Below are 14,145 nucleotides of genomic sequence, written 5' to 3' on the forward strand. Positions count from 1 at the left end.
ACAACCCACCGGGAAATCGAGGAGAGAAATGATCAACGCCATCGTCATGATTCACGCCGAGTCCGCTCGGATCCCGGAAACCGCGCAGGCCGTCGCCGACCTGTCCGGGGTGACGGAGGTCTACTCGTGCGCAGGTGACGTCGACTTGATCGCCATCGTGAAGGTACGTGACCACGCCCAGATCGCCGACGTCGTCACCGGAGGAATCAACAAGGTGCCCGGCGTTCTCCGAACCGCCACACACATTGCCTTCCAGTCATTTTCCAGCGCAGACGTCGAGGCCGGATTCTCTCTGGGTGAATAGTCCGTCGATCAGGCTTGGTCGGCCAGCTGGGCGGTGAGCGCCGCCCACTTGTGAAGCAGTTCAGCGCCCGCGCCGCTGTCGATCGCGGCAGCGGCTGCAGTCATCCCGGCCGAGATCGCACCCTCGAGATCGTCACCGACACCGTTGAACGCCGCGATAGCCGCTCCCGCGTTCAGCAAGACCGCGTCTCGGACCGGCCCCTTCTGCCCGGACAGCAGCGTTCGGGCGACGGTGGCGTTGATGTCGGCGTCTCCTCCGCGTAACTCTTCGAGAGGAACGCGGTCGATTCCGAGGTCACGCGGATCCAGCGTGACAGTTCGCACACTTCCACCCCCGACGATGTGAACCGTCGAAGTCGTCGATGTGGTCAGTTCGTCGAGTCCGTCGTCGCCACGCACCACCAACGCCGAATTACCGCGCTGCGCAAGGACTCCCGCGACGACCGAGATCAGCTTCGGAAATGCGCACCCGATCAGCCCGGCACGCGGACGAGCCGGATTGGTCAGCGGACCGAGCACGTTGAATGCCGTCGGGATGCCGATTTCCTTGCGAGGTACCGCCGCAAAGCGCAGTGCGGGATGGAAGACCGGCGCGAAACAGAAGCCGATGCCGACCTCTTCGACGCACCTCGCAACCTGCTCCGGCCCGAGGTTGATGCGAACTCCGAGCGCCTCGAGCACGTCAGCGCCACCACTCTTGGACGAAGCAGCGCGGTTGCCGTGCTTGACGACTCGCACACCGGACGCGGCAACCACGATCGAGGCCATCGTCGAGATGTTCACCGTGTTGGAGCGGTCACCACCCGTGCCGACGATGTCGACGACGTCGGAATCAACCGGCACGCGTCTGGAGTGTTCGAGCATCGCGGCGGCGAGCCCTTCCAACTCCGCGGGGGTTTCGCCCTTCATCTTCAAGCCGACGCCGAAAGCAGCGATCTGAGCGGAGGTGGCATTGTCCGACATGATCTCGCCCATCGCCCAGCGACTGTCGGCTTCCGACAAGTCACTGCCGTCCGTGAGCAATCCGAGAATCATCGGCCATGACCGCACCACTGCACTCGAATCGACGTTCACGGCGTTGGTTGCGTCGGTGCCGGCCATAGTGCCTTGGTCCCCTGTCGTCCATGTGGGCTGTGTTCGTGCTGTCATTTCGAGCTGTCGATGACCCTCGCAGCCTAGTCAGTGAGGTAGCGAGGAAACCGAATAGGGCCGCTCAGGACTTTCGGCGACCGCGTTTGGGCGGCGCCTCCGCGAGAACCGGGGGCTGGAGCGCGTCCCACCCGGCGACCGAACCACCGAGCCGCTGCGCCAGACCGGCCATTCGTGAACGCTCCTGGGAGCAATGCAGCGCGTCGAGCACCTGGACCCGCTCGAAGATGACGCGAACCGAATTCTCGACCGCCCGAGCCACGTCCTCGGGCCGACTCGCGCCTCGCACGTATCCGTCCTGGGCGACGATGCTCTCGGCATCGGCAACCAAGTCCTCCGGAAGGTCGAGATGGTGCCGCAGAACCACTTCGGACTCCGCCATGAACTCCGGCTCGGTGGAGGCGGCACGTTCGAGAGCCGTCGAGCTCGCCTCGGCGTCGTCGAAGCCTTCGGCGACGACGACCAGATCCGACCGCCCTGCATCGAGCGGTGTCGGAATCTTCGTGCCGAAAATTCTCAGGAACCACGGTCTACTCTTGTGTGTAGCTGCCATCGCGCCAGCATATTCCGACCACGCCACCAGCGCGTTCGCCGCCCGATCCCGCGAACTCGAGCCGAGCGACGCGCCGATGGTGGACCCGAGTGGTCGTCTCTTACGACGAAGCGTCATACTTCTGTCTGTGACGAGCGCAGTAGGGACTTCAGGATCGGCAATCACCCAACGCGTGCACTCGCTGAACCGGCCGAATATGGTCAGCGTTGGCACCATCGTGTGGTTGTCAAGTGAGCTCATGTTCTTCGCAGGGCTCTTTGCCATGTACTTCGTGGCACGAGCTCAGGCGAACGGAAATTGGCCGCCGGAGCCAACCGAATTGAACCTGTATCTGGCCGTGCCGGTGACTTTGGTGCTTATCGCATCGTCGTTCACCTGCCAGATGGGTGTCTTCGCGGCTGAGCGTGGCGACGTCTTCGGACTTCGTCGCTGGTACACCATCACCTTGGTCATGGGGGCGTTCTTCGTCACCGGCCAGGGTTACGAGTACTACCACCTCGTGCACGAGGGCACCACGATTTCGAGCAGCGTGTACGGCTCGGTGTTCTACATGACCACCGGCTTCCACGGTCTGCACGTCATCGGCGGTCTCATCGCCTTCGTCTTCTTGATCGCACGTACCCGGGTCAGCAAGTTCACGCCCGCCCAGGCCACCGCCGCGATCGTTGTTTCGTACTACTGGCACTTTGTCGACATCGTGTGGATCGCGCTGTTTGCCACGATTTATTTCATCCGTTAATCAGCTGTACGCCCCAGGCAGCCCCTGACGTCCAGTTCCGTCCCGACATACCAAAGGGATACAGATGAGTTCATCCCCCCCTCCCGCATCCGATAACTCAGCGAATGCCGCGAAGTCGCGTCGCCAGCGGAAAATCCGCCGGCGCGTCACTGGCGCGCTCGTATTGATGATGGGATTGATCAGCGCAGGTTTCCTCGCTTCGGCGTTGACACCAGCTCCGCAGGTTGCGACCGCCAGTGACGATTCAGCAGCCCTGATTCGTGAAGGCAAGCAGCTGTACGACACGTCATGCATCACGTGCCACGGCGCGAACTTGCAGGGCGTGCAGGACCGCGGTCCCAGCCTCATCGGCGTCGGCGAAGCAGCCGTGTACTTCCAGGTCTCCTCTGGTCGTATGCCCGCAGCTCGCAACGAGGCCCAGGCTGCACGCAAGGACCCCAAGTTCGATGCTGCGCAGACCGACGCCCTCGGCGCTTTCATCCAGGCCAACGGCGGCGGCCCGACGCTCATCCGCGACGAGAACGGCGAAATCGCCCAGTCCTCGCTGCGCGGTGGCGACGTCGGACGCGGCAGTGAGCTCTTCCGGCTCAACTGCGCGTCGTGCCACAACTTCACCGGCCGCGGTGGCGCACTGTCCTCGGGCAAGTACGCCCCGGTCCTGGATCCGGCCAGCGAGCAGCAGATCTACGCTGCCATGGTTACCGGCCCCCAGAACATGCCGAAGTTCTCGGATCGTCAGCTGACGATCGAGGAGAAGAAGGACATCATCGCCTACGTCAAGTCGTCGGGCGAGTCGAAGGACCCCGGTGGGTACGGGCTCGGTGGCCTCGGTCCGGCCTCTGAGGGTCTCGCCATGTGGGCCGTCGGAATCATCGCTGTCGTCGGTGCAGCATTGTGGATCGGAGCAAGGTCATGAGCGACGCTGGCCAGCATGGCGGCGATACGCCTAAGAAGTACACAGATGAAGAGCTCGACGCGATGTCACGCGACGACCTGGTCAAGCTGGGTACCAATCTCGATGGCGTCGACGTCGTCTACCGCCGTGATCGTTGGTCGGTAAAGGGCACCAGGGCGGAAAAGCGCGCCGAGCGCAACGTCGCCTTCTGGTTCGGCCTCGCCGGCGTTTCGGCGATCGCGTTCATCGCGATCTACCTGTTCTGGCCCTGGGAGTACGCAGGCGCCGGTGACGAGAACTACGGCAAGTACAGCCTGTACACCCCGCTGATCGGCTTGACCATGGGTCTGGCGATCCTCGGCGTCGGCATCGGTGCCGTTCAGTTCACCAAGAAGTTCATCCCCGAAGAGGTCTCGATCCAGGACCGCCACGACGGTGGTTCCACCGAGGTCGATCGTCGCACGATCGTCGCCGAACTCGGCGACACCCTCGAGACGTCCACCCTCCCCCGCCGCAAGGCCATCAAGCGCAGCTTGATGTTCGGTGGCGGCGCACTCGGCGTCATGATGGTCATGCCTCTCGGCGGACTCATCAAGAACCCGTGGGCCAAGGGCGACGACTCACCACTGTGGGTGTCCGGCTGGACCCCGAACTACCCGGGCGAGACCATCTACCTGCGTCGTGACACCGGCCGTCCCGAGGACATCGTCCTCGTTCGCCCGGAAGATCTCGATGCCGGTTCGATGGAAACGGTCTTCCCGTTCCGCGAGTCCGACCGTGGCGACGAGCATGCTCTGCTCGCAGCACTGCGCGGCATTCGTAACTCGGTGATGCTCATCCGCCTCCGCACGGAAGACACCGCACGTGTCACCAAGCGCAAGGGCCAGGAAAGCTTCAACTACGGCGACTACTTCGCGTACTCGAAGATCTGCACCCACCTGGGTTGCCCCACCTCGCTCTACGAACAGCAGAGCAACCGTATTCTGTGCCCCTGCCACCAGTCGCAGTTCGACGCACTGACCTACGGCAAGCCGATCTTCGGTCCCGCTGCTCGCGCACTTCCGCAGTTGCCTATTACAGTGAACGAAGAGGGCTTCCTGGTCGCCGACGGTGACTTCATCGAAGCACTCGGCCCGGCATTTTGGGAGCGTCGACCGTGACCACAACAACAACCAAACCGTCCAAGATCAGCGCGGCAGCGGCTGGACAAGCGGAGGCTATGGACTCCCGCTACCACCTCGCTGCAGGCATGCGCCGGCAGATCAACAAGGTCTTCCCGACGCACTGGTCCTTCATGCTCGGCGAGATCGCGCTCTACAGCTTCGTGATCCTGCTGATCTCCGGTGTGTTCCTGACGCTGTTCTTCGATCCGTCGATGGCACACGTCGTCTACCAGGGCGCGTACCAGCCGCTTCGCGGTGTCACGATGTCTCGCGCCTACGAGACGACCCTGAACATCTCCTTCGAGGTGCGCGGCGGTCTCTTCGTTCGCCAGATTCACCACTGGGCTGCACTGATGTTCGCGGCGTCGATCATCGTTCACCTCGCTCGCATCTTCTTCACCGGCGCATTCCGTCGCCCGCGTGAAGCGAACTGGGTCATCGGCTGCCTGCTGCTCATCCTGGCGATGTTCGAAGGCTTCTTCGGCTACACCATCCCCGACGACCTGCTCTCGGGCACCGGCCTTCGCGCCGCCTTCGGTGGTATCACGATGAGTATCCCGATCGTCGGTACCTGGATGCACTGGCTGATCTTCGACGGCGACTTCCCCGGCGACCTCATCATTCCGCGCCTCTACGTCGCTCACGTGCTGCTGTTCCCGGGCATCATCCTGGCCCTGATCGCCGGCCACCTCGCGTTGGTCTGGTACCAGAAGCACACGCAGTTCCCCGGCCCCGGCCGTACGGAACAGAACGTCGTAGGCGTCCGCATCCTCCCGGTCTTCGCAATGAAGGGTGGCGCGTTCTTCGCCATGACCTTCGGCGTGCTCGCACTGCTCGGTGGTCTGTTCCAGATCAACCCCGTGTGGAACATCGGTCCGTACAACCCGTCTCAGGTCTCGGCTGGTTCCCAGCCCGATATCTACATGATGTGGACGGACGGCCTCGCTCGACTGTGGCCGGCGTGGGAGATCTACCTGTTCAACCGCTACACGATCCCCGCAGTGTTCGCCGTCGCCCTGATCATGGGTCTCGTCTTCGCACTGTTGATCGCGTACCCGTGGATCGAGAAGCGTCTCACCGGAGACGACGCTCACCACAACATCCTGCAGCGCCCGCGCGACGTGCCGGTCCGTACCGCTATCGGTGCGATGTCCATCGCGTTCTACCTGGTGCTCACGATCTCCTGCATCAACGACATCATCGCGTACCACCTGCACATCTCGCTGAACGCAATGACGTGGATCGGCCGAATCGGCATGGTCATCCTTCCGCCCATCGCGTACTTCGTGACGTACCGGTTCTGCATCGGCCTGCAGCGCAGTGACCGTGCAGTCCTCGAGCACGGCATCGAGACCGGCATCATCAAGCGGATGCCGAACGGCCAGTACATCGAGATCCACCAGCCGCTCGGCCCCGTCGACGAGCACGGACACCCGATCCCGCTCGAGTACCAGGGTGCTGCCGTCCCGAAGAAGATGAACAAGCTCGGCCTCGCCGGCAAGCCCGGCAGCGGTAGCCTGATCACCGCTGACCCAGTCGAGGAGAGCGAGGCTCTCGAAGCCGCTCATCACGAAGCTGAGCACGAGCAGCTTCAGATCCTTCTGGACTACCAGAACCGAACCAACGGCAAGTCCGATGGTTCCAGTGGAGAACTCCACTAGGAACGACAGCTGACCAGTGAGGCCCCGAACCGGAATCCGGTTCGGGGCCTCACTCGTTCTCTGAGCAATTCGGTATGGACGACCCCCAGTGGGTCACCACTCCCCCGCCGCGACGTCTGAGTCCCGGCAGCAGCGGGATTTTCACCCTTCTAGGCTTCGAGCACCGGCGAATAGTGCTCCACTGTCGGGAACGGCTCGTAGAAGTGATGGAGGAGTTCTCGCCACCGCTGGTAGCCCGCGGACTGACGGAACCCGACAGTGTGCGATTCCAGGTCGCTCCACTCGACGAGCAGGAGATACCGCTCCGGCGCTTCCAGACAGTGCGAGAGCCGCAGCCTGATGAATCCGGGAACCTCGGCGATGATGGTTCGGGCCACGTCGAACGCGGCCTCGAATTGCGCTGACTGCGACGGATCGACCTGCAGGACGGCATGTTCGAGGATCATCTACGGAGTGTTGCACGTTCTCTCGAGTCCCCTCGAAGCCTTGCCGGCTGGTGAGATACTCGGACCATGACATCTCATGCACGCGGCACCTTCGAGGTCGATCTTCGACCTGCCGATACTGAGCTCTCCGGGCGCGTCGGGCGCTTCGAGTTCGACAAGACGTTCATCGGCGGCATCGAAGGTACATCGACCGGCCTCATGCTGTCCGCCGGCGATCCGAGCAGCGGTGAAGCCGGCTACGTCGCCCTGGAGGTAGTCACCGGGCAGGTCGACGAAGCTGTGGGATCGTTCGCACTGCAGCAGTTCGGTCAGATGATCGACGGAACGCAGAAGCTTCTGTACGAGATCGTGCCGGGGTCCGGAACCGGTGAGCTGAAGGGTATCTCGGGCACTCTCGAGCTCGAGATCGTCGACGGGCTGCATCGCTACGACCTCGAATACGTGCTCCACCATTGAGCGGTTGTCGATCGCACCCTCGTACCACCGAAACTCTCATATACGACAACAGAGGCGCCGTACCCGGGTGGGTGCGGCGCCTCTGTTCGAGTGCGGGTGAAACTAGTGCTTCTCGGGTCCGGTGTAGTACTCGAACACCAGGCCTGCAGCGGCGGCCAGCACACAGACAACTGCGACTGCGATGAGCCACGGCTGGAAGTAGGCCAGCGACACTGCTGCGAGTGCAGCGGCGGCAGCAAGCAGGATCGGCCAGAAGCTACCGGGGCTGAAGAAGCCCAGTTCTCCTGCACCATCCGAGATTTCAGCGTCGTCGTAGTCCTCGGGACGGGTGTCCAGACGACGAGCGACGAAGCGGAAGTAGGTACCCACGATGAGCGTCAGACCTGCAGACAGGACGATGGCCGTCAGTCCGGCCCACTCGATACCTGTGCGTGACAGAGCGGTGAACACTCCGTAGATGATCGCGACGAGAATGAAGAACATCGTCAGGATCTCGAAGAGCTTGGCTTCGATCTTCATATCAGCACTTGTCCTTGTTCAGTGAAGAGGCTGGCCGGCTCAGTTGCCTGCAGTGGCGACGGTTGCCTGACGGTACTCGCGGTCGGTGTTGAACGGCGTGGTCGACGTAGCCACCGGCGACTGACCGATTGCCTGCAGAGCCTCAGCGGTCGTCAGACCACCCTTGCCCTCCGCGTCACCCTTGCGCAGTTCGATGTACTTGGCGAAGTCCTCGGGCGAAACCGCACGAACCTCGAAGTTCATCATCGCGTGGAACGTGCCACACATTTCTGCACAACGCCCGACGAACGCGCCTTCCTTCTCGATCTCACTGATCTGGAAGATGTTGTCCGAGTGGTTCTCCTTGGGGTTCGGGAGAACGTCGCGCTTGAACAGGAACTCAGGCACCCAGAAAGCGTGGATGACGTCCGAGGAAGCGAGTTCGAACTGGATCCGCTTGCCGGTGGGCAGAACGAGGATCGGGATCTCCTGGCTGGAGCCGACGGTCTCGATCTTGTCGTAGTGCAGGTAGCTCAGGTCCTCGGTGCTGTTGCCGTGGATCGGGCCGGGAACTTCTTCGCCGTGATCGTTGACAGTGGAGCCCTCGGTCTTGGCAGCCTCTTCGGCCTCGACGTCGATTCCGTTGTACTTGGCGGAGCCGTCACCGAACTCGATGGAGCGGTAGCCGAACTTCCAGTTCCACTGGAAGGCCGTGACGTCTACGACGACGTCAGGATTGTCCGTCTTGTCCAGAACATGGTTCTGAACGATGACGGTGAAGTAGAAGAGAACCGCGATGATGACGAAGGGAACTGCCGTGTAACCGAGTTCGAGCGGCACGTTGTATGCCGTCTGGCGCGGGAATTCCGGCGAGTCCTTCTTCTTACGGTGGAAGATGACGGCCCAGAAGACCAGCCCCCACACCAGCACACCCATGACGAGGGCGGCTACAACCGACCACGTCCACAGCTCACGCATGCGCGTCGCCTCCGGGGTGATGCCCGAAGGCCACCCGAAACGAAGCACTTCGTTGTCGATGGAGCAACCCGACAGCAGCAAGGCAGCAATGCCCAGAGATACTGCCAGCCCCGCTCGCCGAAGGATCCGACCTTGCGCCACGTTCACGCCTTCCTGATCGCCACAAAATTCAACTAGGGCATGCCCGGAGGGAAGGCCCAATTACTACGCAGCGTAGACCAAAGCCGGGCGCTATCCATCCTCGGGTCCTCGCCCGTGTCGCGGCGGACGTCACACAGCTCTCTCAGGTGCTGCTCAGGAACGGCTCAGGTCGTTTCGGCGACGCACATCACGTCGATTCGTTCCGCCGCGATCGGCAGGGACGTCGATCTGCGGCATACTTTCGACAAGAGTTCGTTGACCTCTCCCCGACACTCGTGTCCGGGAGCCTTCTGTACAAAAATTCTGAATCGAGGAACCGGACGCTGTGTGTGGACTGCTCGGGCTACTGACATCTGGCGGAACCAGCGAGGACGCCGTCTCGCGGGTCGACCAGGCGATGCATTGCCTTCGTCACCGCGGGCCGGACGAACACGGGACGTGGAATGACGACCACCTCGTCTTCGGGTTCAACCGCCTGGCGATCATCGACATCGCTCATTCCCACCAGCCGCTGCGTTGGGGCCCGCCGGAGAACCCGGAGCGTTATGCGCTCACGTTCAACGGCGAGATCTACAACTACTTGGAGATCCGTGCCGAACTGGTCAAGGACCACGACGCCAAGTTCTTCACCGAGGGCGACTCCGAGGCCATCGTCGCAGCATTCCACTACTGGGGTGAGGATGCGGTCCGGCGCCTGCGCGGAATGTTCGCGTTCGCGATCTGGGACACCGACACACGCGAGCTGTTCATCGCACGCGATCCGTTCGGTATCAAGCCACTCTTCATTGCGACCGGAGCGGGCGGCACCGCGTTCGGCAGTGAGAAGAAGAGCCTTCTCGAACTCACCGATCTGATCGGCATCGGCACCGAGCTGGATCCGCGAGCCATCGAGCACTACACCGTTCTGCAGTACGTACCGGAGCCGGAAACACTGCACAAGGAGATCCGACGCCTGGAGTCGGGCAGCTTCGCTCGGGTGCGTCCGGGCGAGGAGCCCACGTTCACGCGGTACTTCACACCGAAGTTCCCGGCCAAGCCTTTTGCACCGGGCACTGAGAAGGCGCGCTACCAGGAAATCGCCGAAGCACTCGAGGATTCGGTCGCCAAGCACATGCGCGCCGACGTCACCGTCGGCTCGTTCCTCTCCGGCGGTATCGACTCCACCGCGATCGCGGCATTGGCGATGCGCCACAACCCAAACCTGATCACCTTCACGACCGGTTTCGAACGTGAGGGCTATTCCGAGGTCGACGTCGCGGCAGAATCCGCCGCAGCGATCGGCGCGAAGCACGTCGTCAAGGTGGTCTCCCCCGCCGAGTTCGCCGCTGCCATTCCCGAGATCGTCTGGTACCTCGACGACCCGGTGGCCGATCCGGCATTGATTCCGCTGTGGTTCATCGCGAAGGAAGCACGCAAGCACGTCAAGGTCGTGCTGTCCGGCGAGGGCGCCGACGAGCTGTTCGGCGGTTACACGATCTACCGTGAGCCGTTGTCGCTCAAGCCGTTCGAGTACCTTCCCAAGGGATTGCGTCGGGCTGCGGGCAAGTTGTCCGAACGCATCCCGGACGGCACCCGCGGCAAGAGTCTGCTCAACCGCGGTTCGTTGACCCTCGAGGAGCGCTACTACGGCAACGCTCGTAGCTTCAACGACGCTCAGCTCCGCGCCGTCCTGCGCGATTTCCGTCCGGAGTGGACTCACCAGGACGTCACCGCGCCGATCTACGCGCAGTCCCGGGACTGGGATCCGGTTGCCCGGATGCAGCATCTCGACCTGTTCACGTGGCTGCGAGGCGACATCCTCGTCAAGGCCGACAAGATGACGATGGCCAACTCGCTGGAGCTGCGTGTGCCGTTCCTCGATCCCGAGGTCTTCGACGTCGCGTCACGCGTACCGCTCGATCAGAAGATCACGAAGGACACGACCAAGTACGCGCTGCGTCAGGCCTTGGAAGGCATTGTGCCGCACCATGTTCTGCACCGCGCCAAGCTCGGATTCCCGGTTCCGCTTCGCCACTGGCTGCGCGGCACCGAGCTCTTCGACTGGGCACATCTGCAGATCGAGGAGTCGGGAACCGACCACATCTTCGACAAGCAGGCCGTGGTGAAGATGCTCAACGATCACCGAGAGGGCGTGTCCGACCACAGCCGACGCCTGTGGACCGTCCTGACTTTCATGGTCTGGCACGGAATCTTCGTGGAGAAGCGCATCGTGCCGCAGATCCAGGAACCGGTGTACCCGGTCAACATCTAGGCCTTCGGCCCCGTGAGCGGTTAGGGAGTCTCCGGACTCCTCAACCACTCACGGGGCGGAGCGCTACTTCGGCAGGATCGTCGCGATCTCGTCCGCCGCCGCGCTGCCGTACGCCTCCGTGAGACGCTTGAGCGCCTCGTCGCGGTTGAACACCCACTCCTGGGTTCCGACGGTCTCGAGGACCAATACAGCAACCAGAGATCCCAGTTGTGCGGCTCGCTCGAAGCTCAGGCCGGCACCGTGGGCGAGCAGGAAGCCGGCACGGAAGCCGTCGCCGACGCCCGTCGGATCAACCTTGCCGGTCTCGGGCACTACGTCGACGCGCACCCAATTGCCTTCGGCATCAACAATTTCCACACCCTTGGAGCCGAGGGTGGTGACCCGAATACCGACCTGCGCGCGGATCTCTTCTTCGCTCAGACCCGTCTTCTGCTGAAGCAGACCCCACTCGTACTCGTTGGTGAACAGGTACTTCGCGCCGTGGATGAGCGCCTTGGCCTCGTCACCGGACAAGCGGGCAAGCTGCTGCGACGGATCCGCTGCGAACGGAATCCCGAGCGCGCGGCATTCGTCGGTATGGCGAACCATGGCCTCGGGGTCGTTGGCGCCGACCAGTACGAGATCGAGCGCACCCGCGGTCTTGGACACCGCAGCGAGTTCGATCTCGCGGGCCTCGCTCATCGCACCGGGGTAGAACGACGCGATCTGCGCCATGTCCTCGTCGGTGGTGCACACGAAACGCGCGGTGTGCGCCTTGTCCGAAATGCGGACGGCACTGCAGTCGACGCCGTTGTCCTCGAGCCACGTGCGGTATTCGGCGAAGTCCGCACCGACCGCGCCGACGAGCAGCGGCGATCCACCGAGCACGCCCATGGCGTAGGCGATGTTGCCGCCGACGCCACCGCGGCGAATCACGAGGTCGTCCACCAGGAAACTCAGAGAAATGTGGGCGAGCTGATCGGCGAGGAGCTGATCGGCGAAGCGGCCGGGAAAGCGCATCAAGTGGTCGGTGGCGATGGAACCGGTTACCGCAATAGTCACGGATCGTGGCCTTTCAGCGAAGTGAGTACAAGAATGAAAGAGGAGCAAAAGTTCACGTTACCGCCCGTAGCGCCGTCTTCGGCGTCCGAGCCGTCAGTTCGGAACGGTCTACGTACGAGTCACCACAAACAACTGACGCGAAACCGAATGTCGGTTCCGCGTCAGTTGTTCGTGAATTGAGTTGTGATCGACGGACTCAGTTGAACGAGTCACCGCAGGCACAAGAGCCTGTTGCATTGGGGTTGTCGATCGAGAAGCCCTGCTGCTCGATGGTGTCGAGGAAGTCGATGGACGCACCTTCGACGTACGGCGCGCTCATCCGGTCGACAACCAGGTTGACGCCGTTGAAGTCGACGGTGAGGTCACCGTCGAGAGTGCGGTCGTCGAAGAACAGCTGGTACTTCAGTCCGGCACAGCCGCCGGGCTGCACTGCGATACGCAGCGCAAGGTCGTCGCGCCCCTCCTGATCGAAGAGGGCCTTCGCCTTGGCGGATGCGGCCTCGGTCATCTTGACGCCGTGGGTGGCGGTCTCGTTCTGCACAGTCATGGGCTCTCCCTAATGTTCGTACCAACCCGTGAACGCTTCAACGGTACGCCGCTGCCGACTTATTCCCGCCAGTCCTTACCGGGTGCGATTCGTCTTCATCCTATCCGGTCTTCCCGACACGGCAACGGCGCGTCGACGCTCGTGGATCCTCAGCTCGGGCCGCCGCGCCAGATGTTCCACTCGCGTGCCGTGTGTTCGGCGAGTCCCTCGAGACACGCCGACGCTTCCTTCATCGCACGGTCCACCGACCCGGCGAACTCCGTCACCGATTTCGCCGCGGCTATCGAGGTCGACCCATAGTCCGTCTCGTCGAGCGTCACCTGACCGGCAAAGACGAGTGTCGGAACGCTATGCGCCGCCCCGGCCGACGCGAGCGCACTGACGAGTTTGCCTCGCAAAGATTGGTGGTCGAACTTACCTTCACCAGTGATCACCAGGTCAGCCGATGCCAATAGCGCGGCCTGCCCGGTGCGCTCGGCGACGACGTCGGCCCCGGGTCGCCGCTGTGCACCGAGCGCGAACAACGCAGCACCGATACCACCCGCGGCGCCGGCACCCGGAAATTCCGACACTCGCTGTCCGGTGACGGACTCCAATTGCTCGGCCCACGTCGCATTCCGCGCTTCGAGAACGGCAACAGTCGCGGCGTCGGCACCTTTTTGCGGGCCGAACACCGCTGCCGCACCATGCTCGCCGAGAAGAACGTGCTCGACGTCGGTGGCTGCGACCAACCGAACGCCCTCCGTGGCCGCCGTCGCCGCCTCCAAGCCGCCCAACGCCTCCACCAGTCCACGTCCCCCGTCCGTGCAGCAACTCCCGCCGAGTCCGACCACAATCGTCCTCACGCCGGCATCGAGGGCGAGCGCGATCAGTTCTCCGACACCGCGACTGTGCGCGGCGAGCGCACTCTCGCGCGTCGGCGGTCCTTCGAGTAGACCGAGCCCGACGGACTGAGCGGACTCGATGTACGCCGTGCCCGAATCGAACAGCCACTGCGCGTCGACGCGCGAGGTCAACGGTCCGGACACCCGCGCGGACCGGACGGCCCCTCCGGCTGTTGCCAACACGTCGACGAATCCCGGTCCGCCGTCGGATTGTGGCGCGGTGACGACGTCGTCGCCGGGTCGACCGCGCCGCCAACCGGCAGTAATGGACTCGGCCGCCGCGACGGCAGTCAGGGTTTCGCCGAATGAATCCGGAGCAACTATTACCCGCATAACCGAAGTCTAAGAGTCCCGAATGACCCCGATGTTTCACGATCTCGCGCGTTTCAACGTCTCGGGCGATCGAGTTTTTCAGAAAGACCGAGGTCGGTTTCCCAGAC

Annotated in this window: 15 protein-coding genes; 7 read left to right on the forward strand and 8 right to left on the reverse strand. The window is 63.0% G+C overall.

The features are described 5' to 3' along the window. Positions 1–28: 28 nt before the first annotated feature. The gene (locus tag G8767_RS14245; RefSeq protein ID WP_003941677.1) at positions 29–304 is read left to right on the forward strand and encodes an Lrp/AsnC ligand binding domain-containing protein; all 276 of its coding nucleotides are present in this window, start codon (positions 29–31) and stop codon (positions 302–304) included. An 8-nt stretch (positions 305–312) separates the two neighbouring features. On the opposite strand, the gene trpD is transcribed toward G8767_RS14245, so the two are convergent. Together trpD and G8767_RS14255 are read right to left on the reverse strand one after the other, a co-directional pair. Beyond that, a complete protein-coding gene (gene trpD, locus G8767_RS14250; RefSeq protein WP_095969860.1) occupies positions 313–1,404 on the reverse strand; it encodes an anthranilate phosphoribosyltransferase in 1,092 nt (363 codons plus the stop codon). Positions 1,405–1,516: 112 nt separating this feature from the next. After that, positions 1,517–2,005, reverse strand: a complete 489-nt coding sequence (locus tag G8767_RS14255; protein WP_166810516.1) for a hypothetical protein — start codon at positions 2,003–2,005, stop codon at positions 1,517–1,519. A gap of 127 nt (positions 2,006–2,132) precedes the next feature. Here G8767_RS14255 and G8767_RS14260 point away from each other — a divergent pair, with 127 nt between their 5' ends. The 4 genes from G8767_RS14260 to G8767_RS14275 all read left to right on the forward strand — a co-directional run bounded on the left by G8767_RS14260 (position 2,133) and on the right by G8767_RS14275 (position 6,463). Continuing rightward, on the forward strand, positions 2,133–2,744 hold the full coding sequence (locus G8767_RS14260; RefSeq protein WP_095969859.1) for a heme-copper oxidase subunit III: 612 nt from the start codon (positions 2,133–2,135) through the stop codon (positions 2,742–2,744). A 64-nt stretch (positions 2,745–2,808) separates the two neighbouring features. Beyond that, entirely contained in the window at positions 2,809–3,660 is an 852-nt protein-coding gene (locus tag G8767_RS14265) for a cytochrome c (RefSeq protein ID WP_003941682.1), read from the forward strand. Next, a complete protein-coding gene (locus G8767_RS14270; RefSeq protein WP_007730058.1) occupies positions 3,657–4,799 on the forward strand; it encodes a ubiquinol-cytochrome c reductase iron-sulfur subunit in 1,143 nt (380 codons plus the stop codon). Before G8767_RS14265 ends, G8767_RS14270 begins: the two co-directional genes overlap by 4 nt. A gap of 59 nt (positions 4,800–4,858) precedes the next feature. Further along, positions 4,859–6,463 carry a cytochrome bc complex cytochrome b subunit gene (locus G8767_RS14275; protein WP_007730057.1) on the forward strand — a complete coding sequence of 535 codons (1,605 nt, stop codon included), beginning with the start codon at positions 4,859–4,861 and terminating at the stop codon, positions 6,461–6,463. A gap of 149 nt (positions 6,464–6,612) precedes the next feature. Here G8767_RS14275 and G8767_RS14280 read toward each other — a convergent pair whose 3' ends face one another. After that, entirely contained in the window at positions 6,613–6,909 is a 297-nt protein-coding gene (locus G8767_RS14280) for an antibiotic biosynthesis monooxygenase (protein ID WP_166810517.1), read from the reverse strand. A gap of 66 nt (positions 6,910–6,975) precedes the next feature. Between G8767_RS14280 and G8767_RS14285 the strand changes: the two genes are divergently transcribed. Then, positions 6,976–7,365 (forward strand): DUF3224 domain-containing protein, encoded by a 390-nt coding sequence (locus G8767_RS14285; protein WP_166810518.1) that lies wholly within the window; start codon positions 6,976–6,978, stop codon positions 7,363–7,365. A gap of 102 nt (positions 7,366–7,467) precedes the next feature. On the opposite strand, the gene G8767_RS14290 is transcribed toward G8767_RS14285, so the two are convergent. Both G8767_RS14290 and G8767_RS14295 read right to left on the reverse strand, forming a co-directional pair. Continuing rightward, complete coding sequence (locus tag G8767_RS14290; protein WP_003941723.1) at positions 7,468–7,884, reverse strand: cytochrome c oxidase subunit 4; 417 nt, start codon at positions 7,882–7,884, stop codon at positions 7,468–7,470. A gap of 39 nt (positions 7,885–7,923) precedes the next feature. Continuing rightward, positions 7,924–8,988 (reverse strand): cytochrome c oxidase subunit II, encoded by a 1,065-nt coding sequence (locus G8767_RS14295; RefSeq protein ID WP_007730054.1) that lies wholly within the window; start codon positions 8,986–8,988, stop codon positions 7,924–7,926. A gap of 319 nt (positions 8,989–9,307) precedes the next feature. Here G8767_RS14295 and asnB point away from each other — a divergent pair, with 319 nt between their 5' ends. Next, positions 9,308–11,233: an asparagine synthase (glutamine-hydrolyzing) gene (asnB, locus tag G8767_RS14300; protein ID WP_019748911.1), complete on the forward strand. Its 1,926-nt coding sequence runs from the start codon at positions 9,308–9,310 to the stop codon at positions 11,231–11,233. 63 nt (positions 11,234–11,296) lie between these two features. Here asnB and G8767_RS14305 read toward each other — a convergent pair whose 3' ends face one another. The 3 genes from G8767_RS14305 to G8767_RS14315 all read right to left on the reverse strand — a co-directional run bounded on the left by G8767_RS14305 (position 11,297) and on the right by G8767_RS14315 (position 14,038). Then, the gene (locus tag G8767_RS14305; protein WP_095969856.1) at positions 11,297–12,274 is read right to left on the reverse strand and encodes a carbohydrate kinase family protein; all 978 of its coding nucleotides are present in this window, start codon (positions 12,272–12,274) and stop codon (positions 11,297–11,299) included. 196 nt (positions 12,275–12,470) lie between these two features. Further along, positions 12,471–12,821: an iron-sulfur cluster assembly accessory protein gene (locus G8767_RS14310; protein ID WP_007730053.1), complete on the reverse strand. Its 351-nt coding sequence runs from the start codon at positions 12,819–12,821 to the stop codon at positions 12,471–12,473. Positions 12,822–12,970: 149 nt separating this feature from the next. Then, complete coding sequence (locus G8767_RS14315) at positions 12,971–14,038, reverse strand: glycerate kinase (RefSeq protein WP_166810519.1); 1,068 nt, start codon at positions 14,036–14,038, stop codon at positions 12,971–12,973. Positions 14,039–14,145: the final 107 nt, after the last annotated feature.

Origin of the sequence: Rhodococcus sp. IC4_135 (assembly GCF_011602025.1) — a bacterium.
GTDB lineage: Bacteria > Actinomycetota > Actinomycetes > Mycobacteriales > Mycobacteriaceae > Rhodococcus_F > Rhodococcus_F baikonurensis.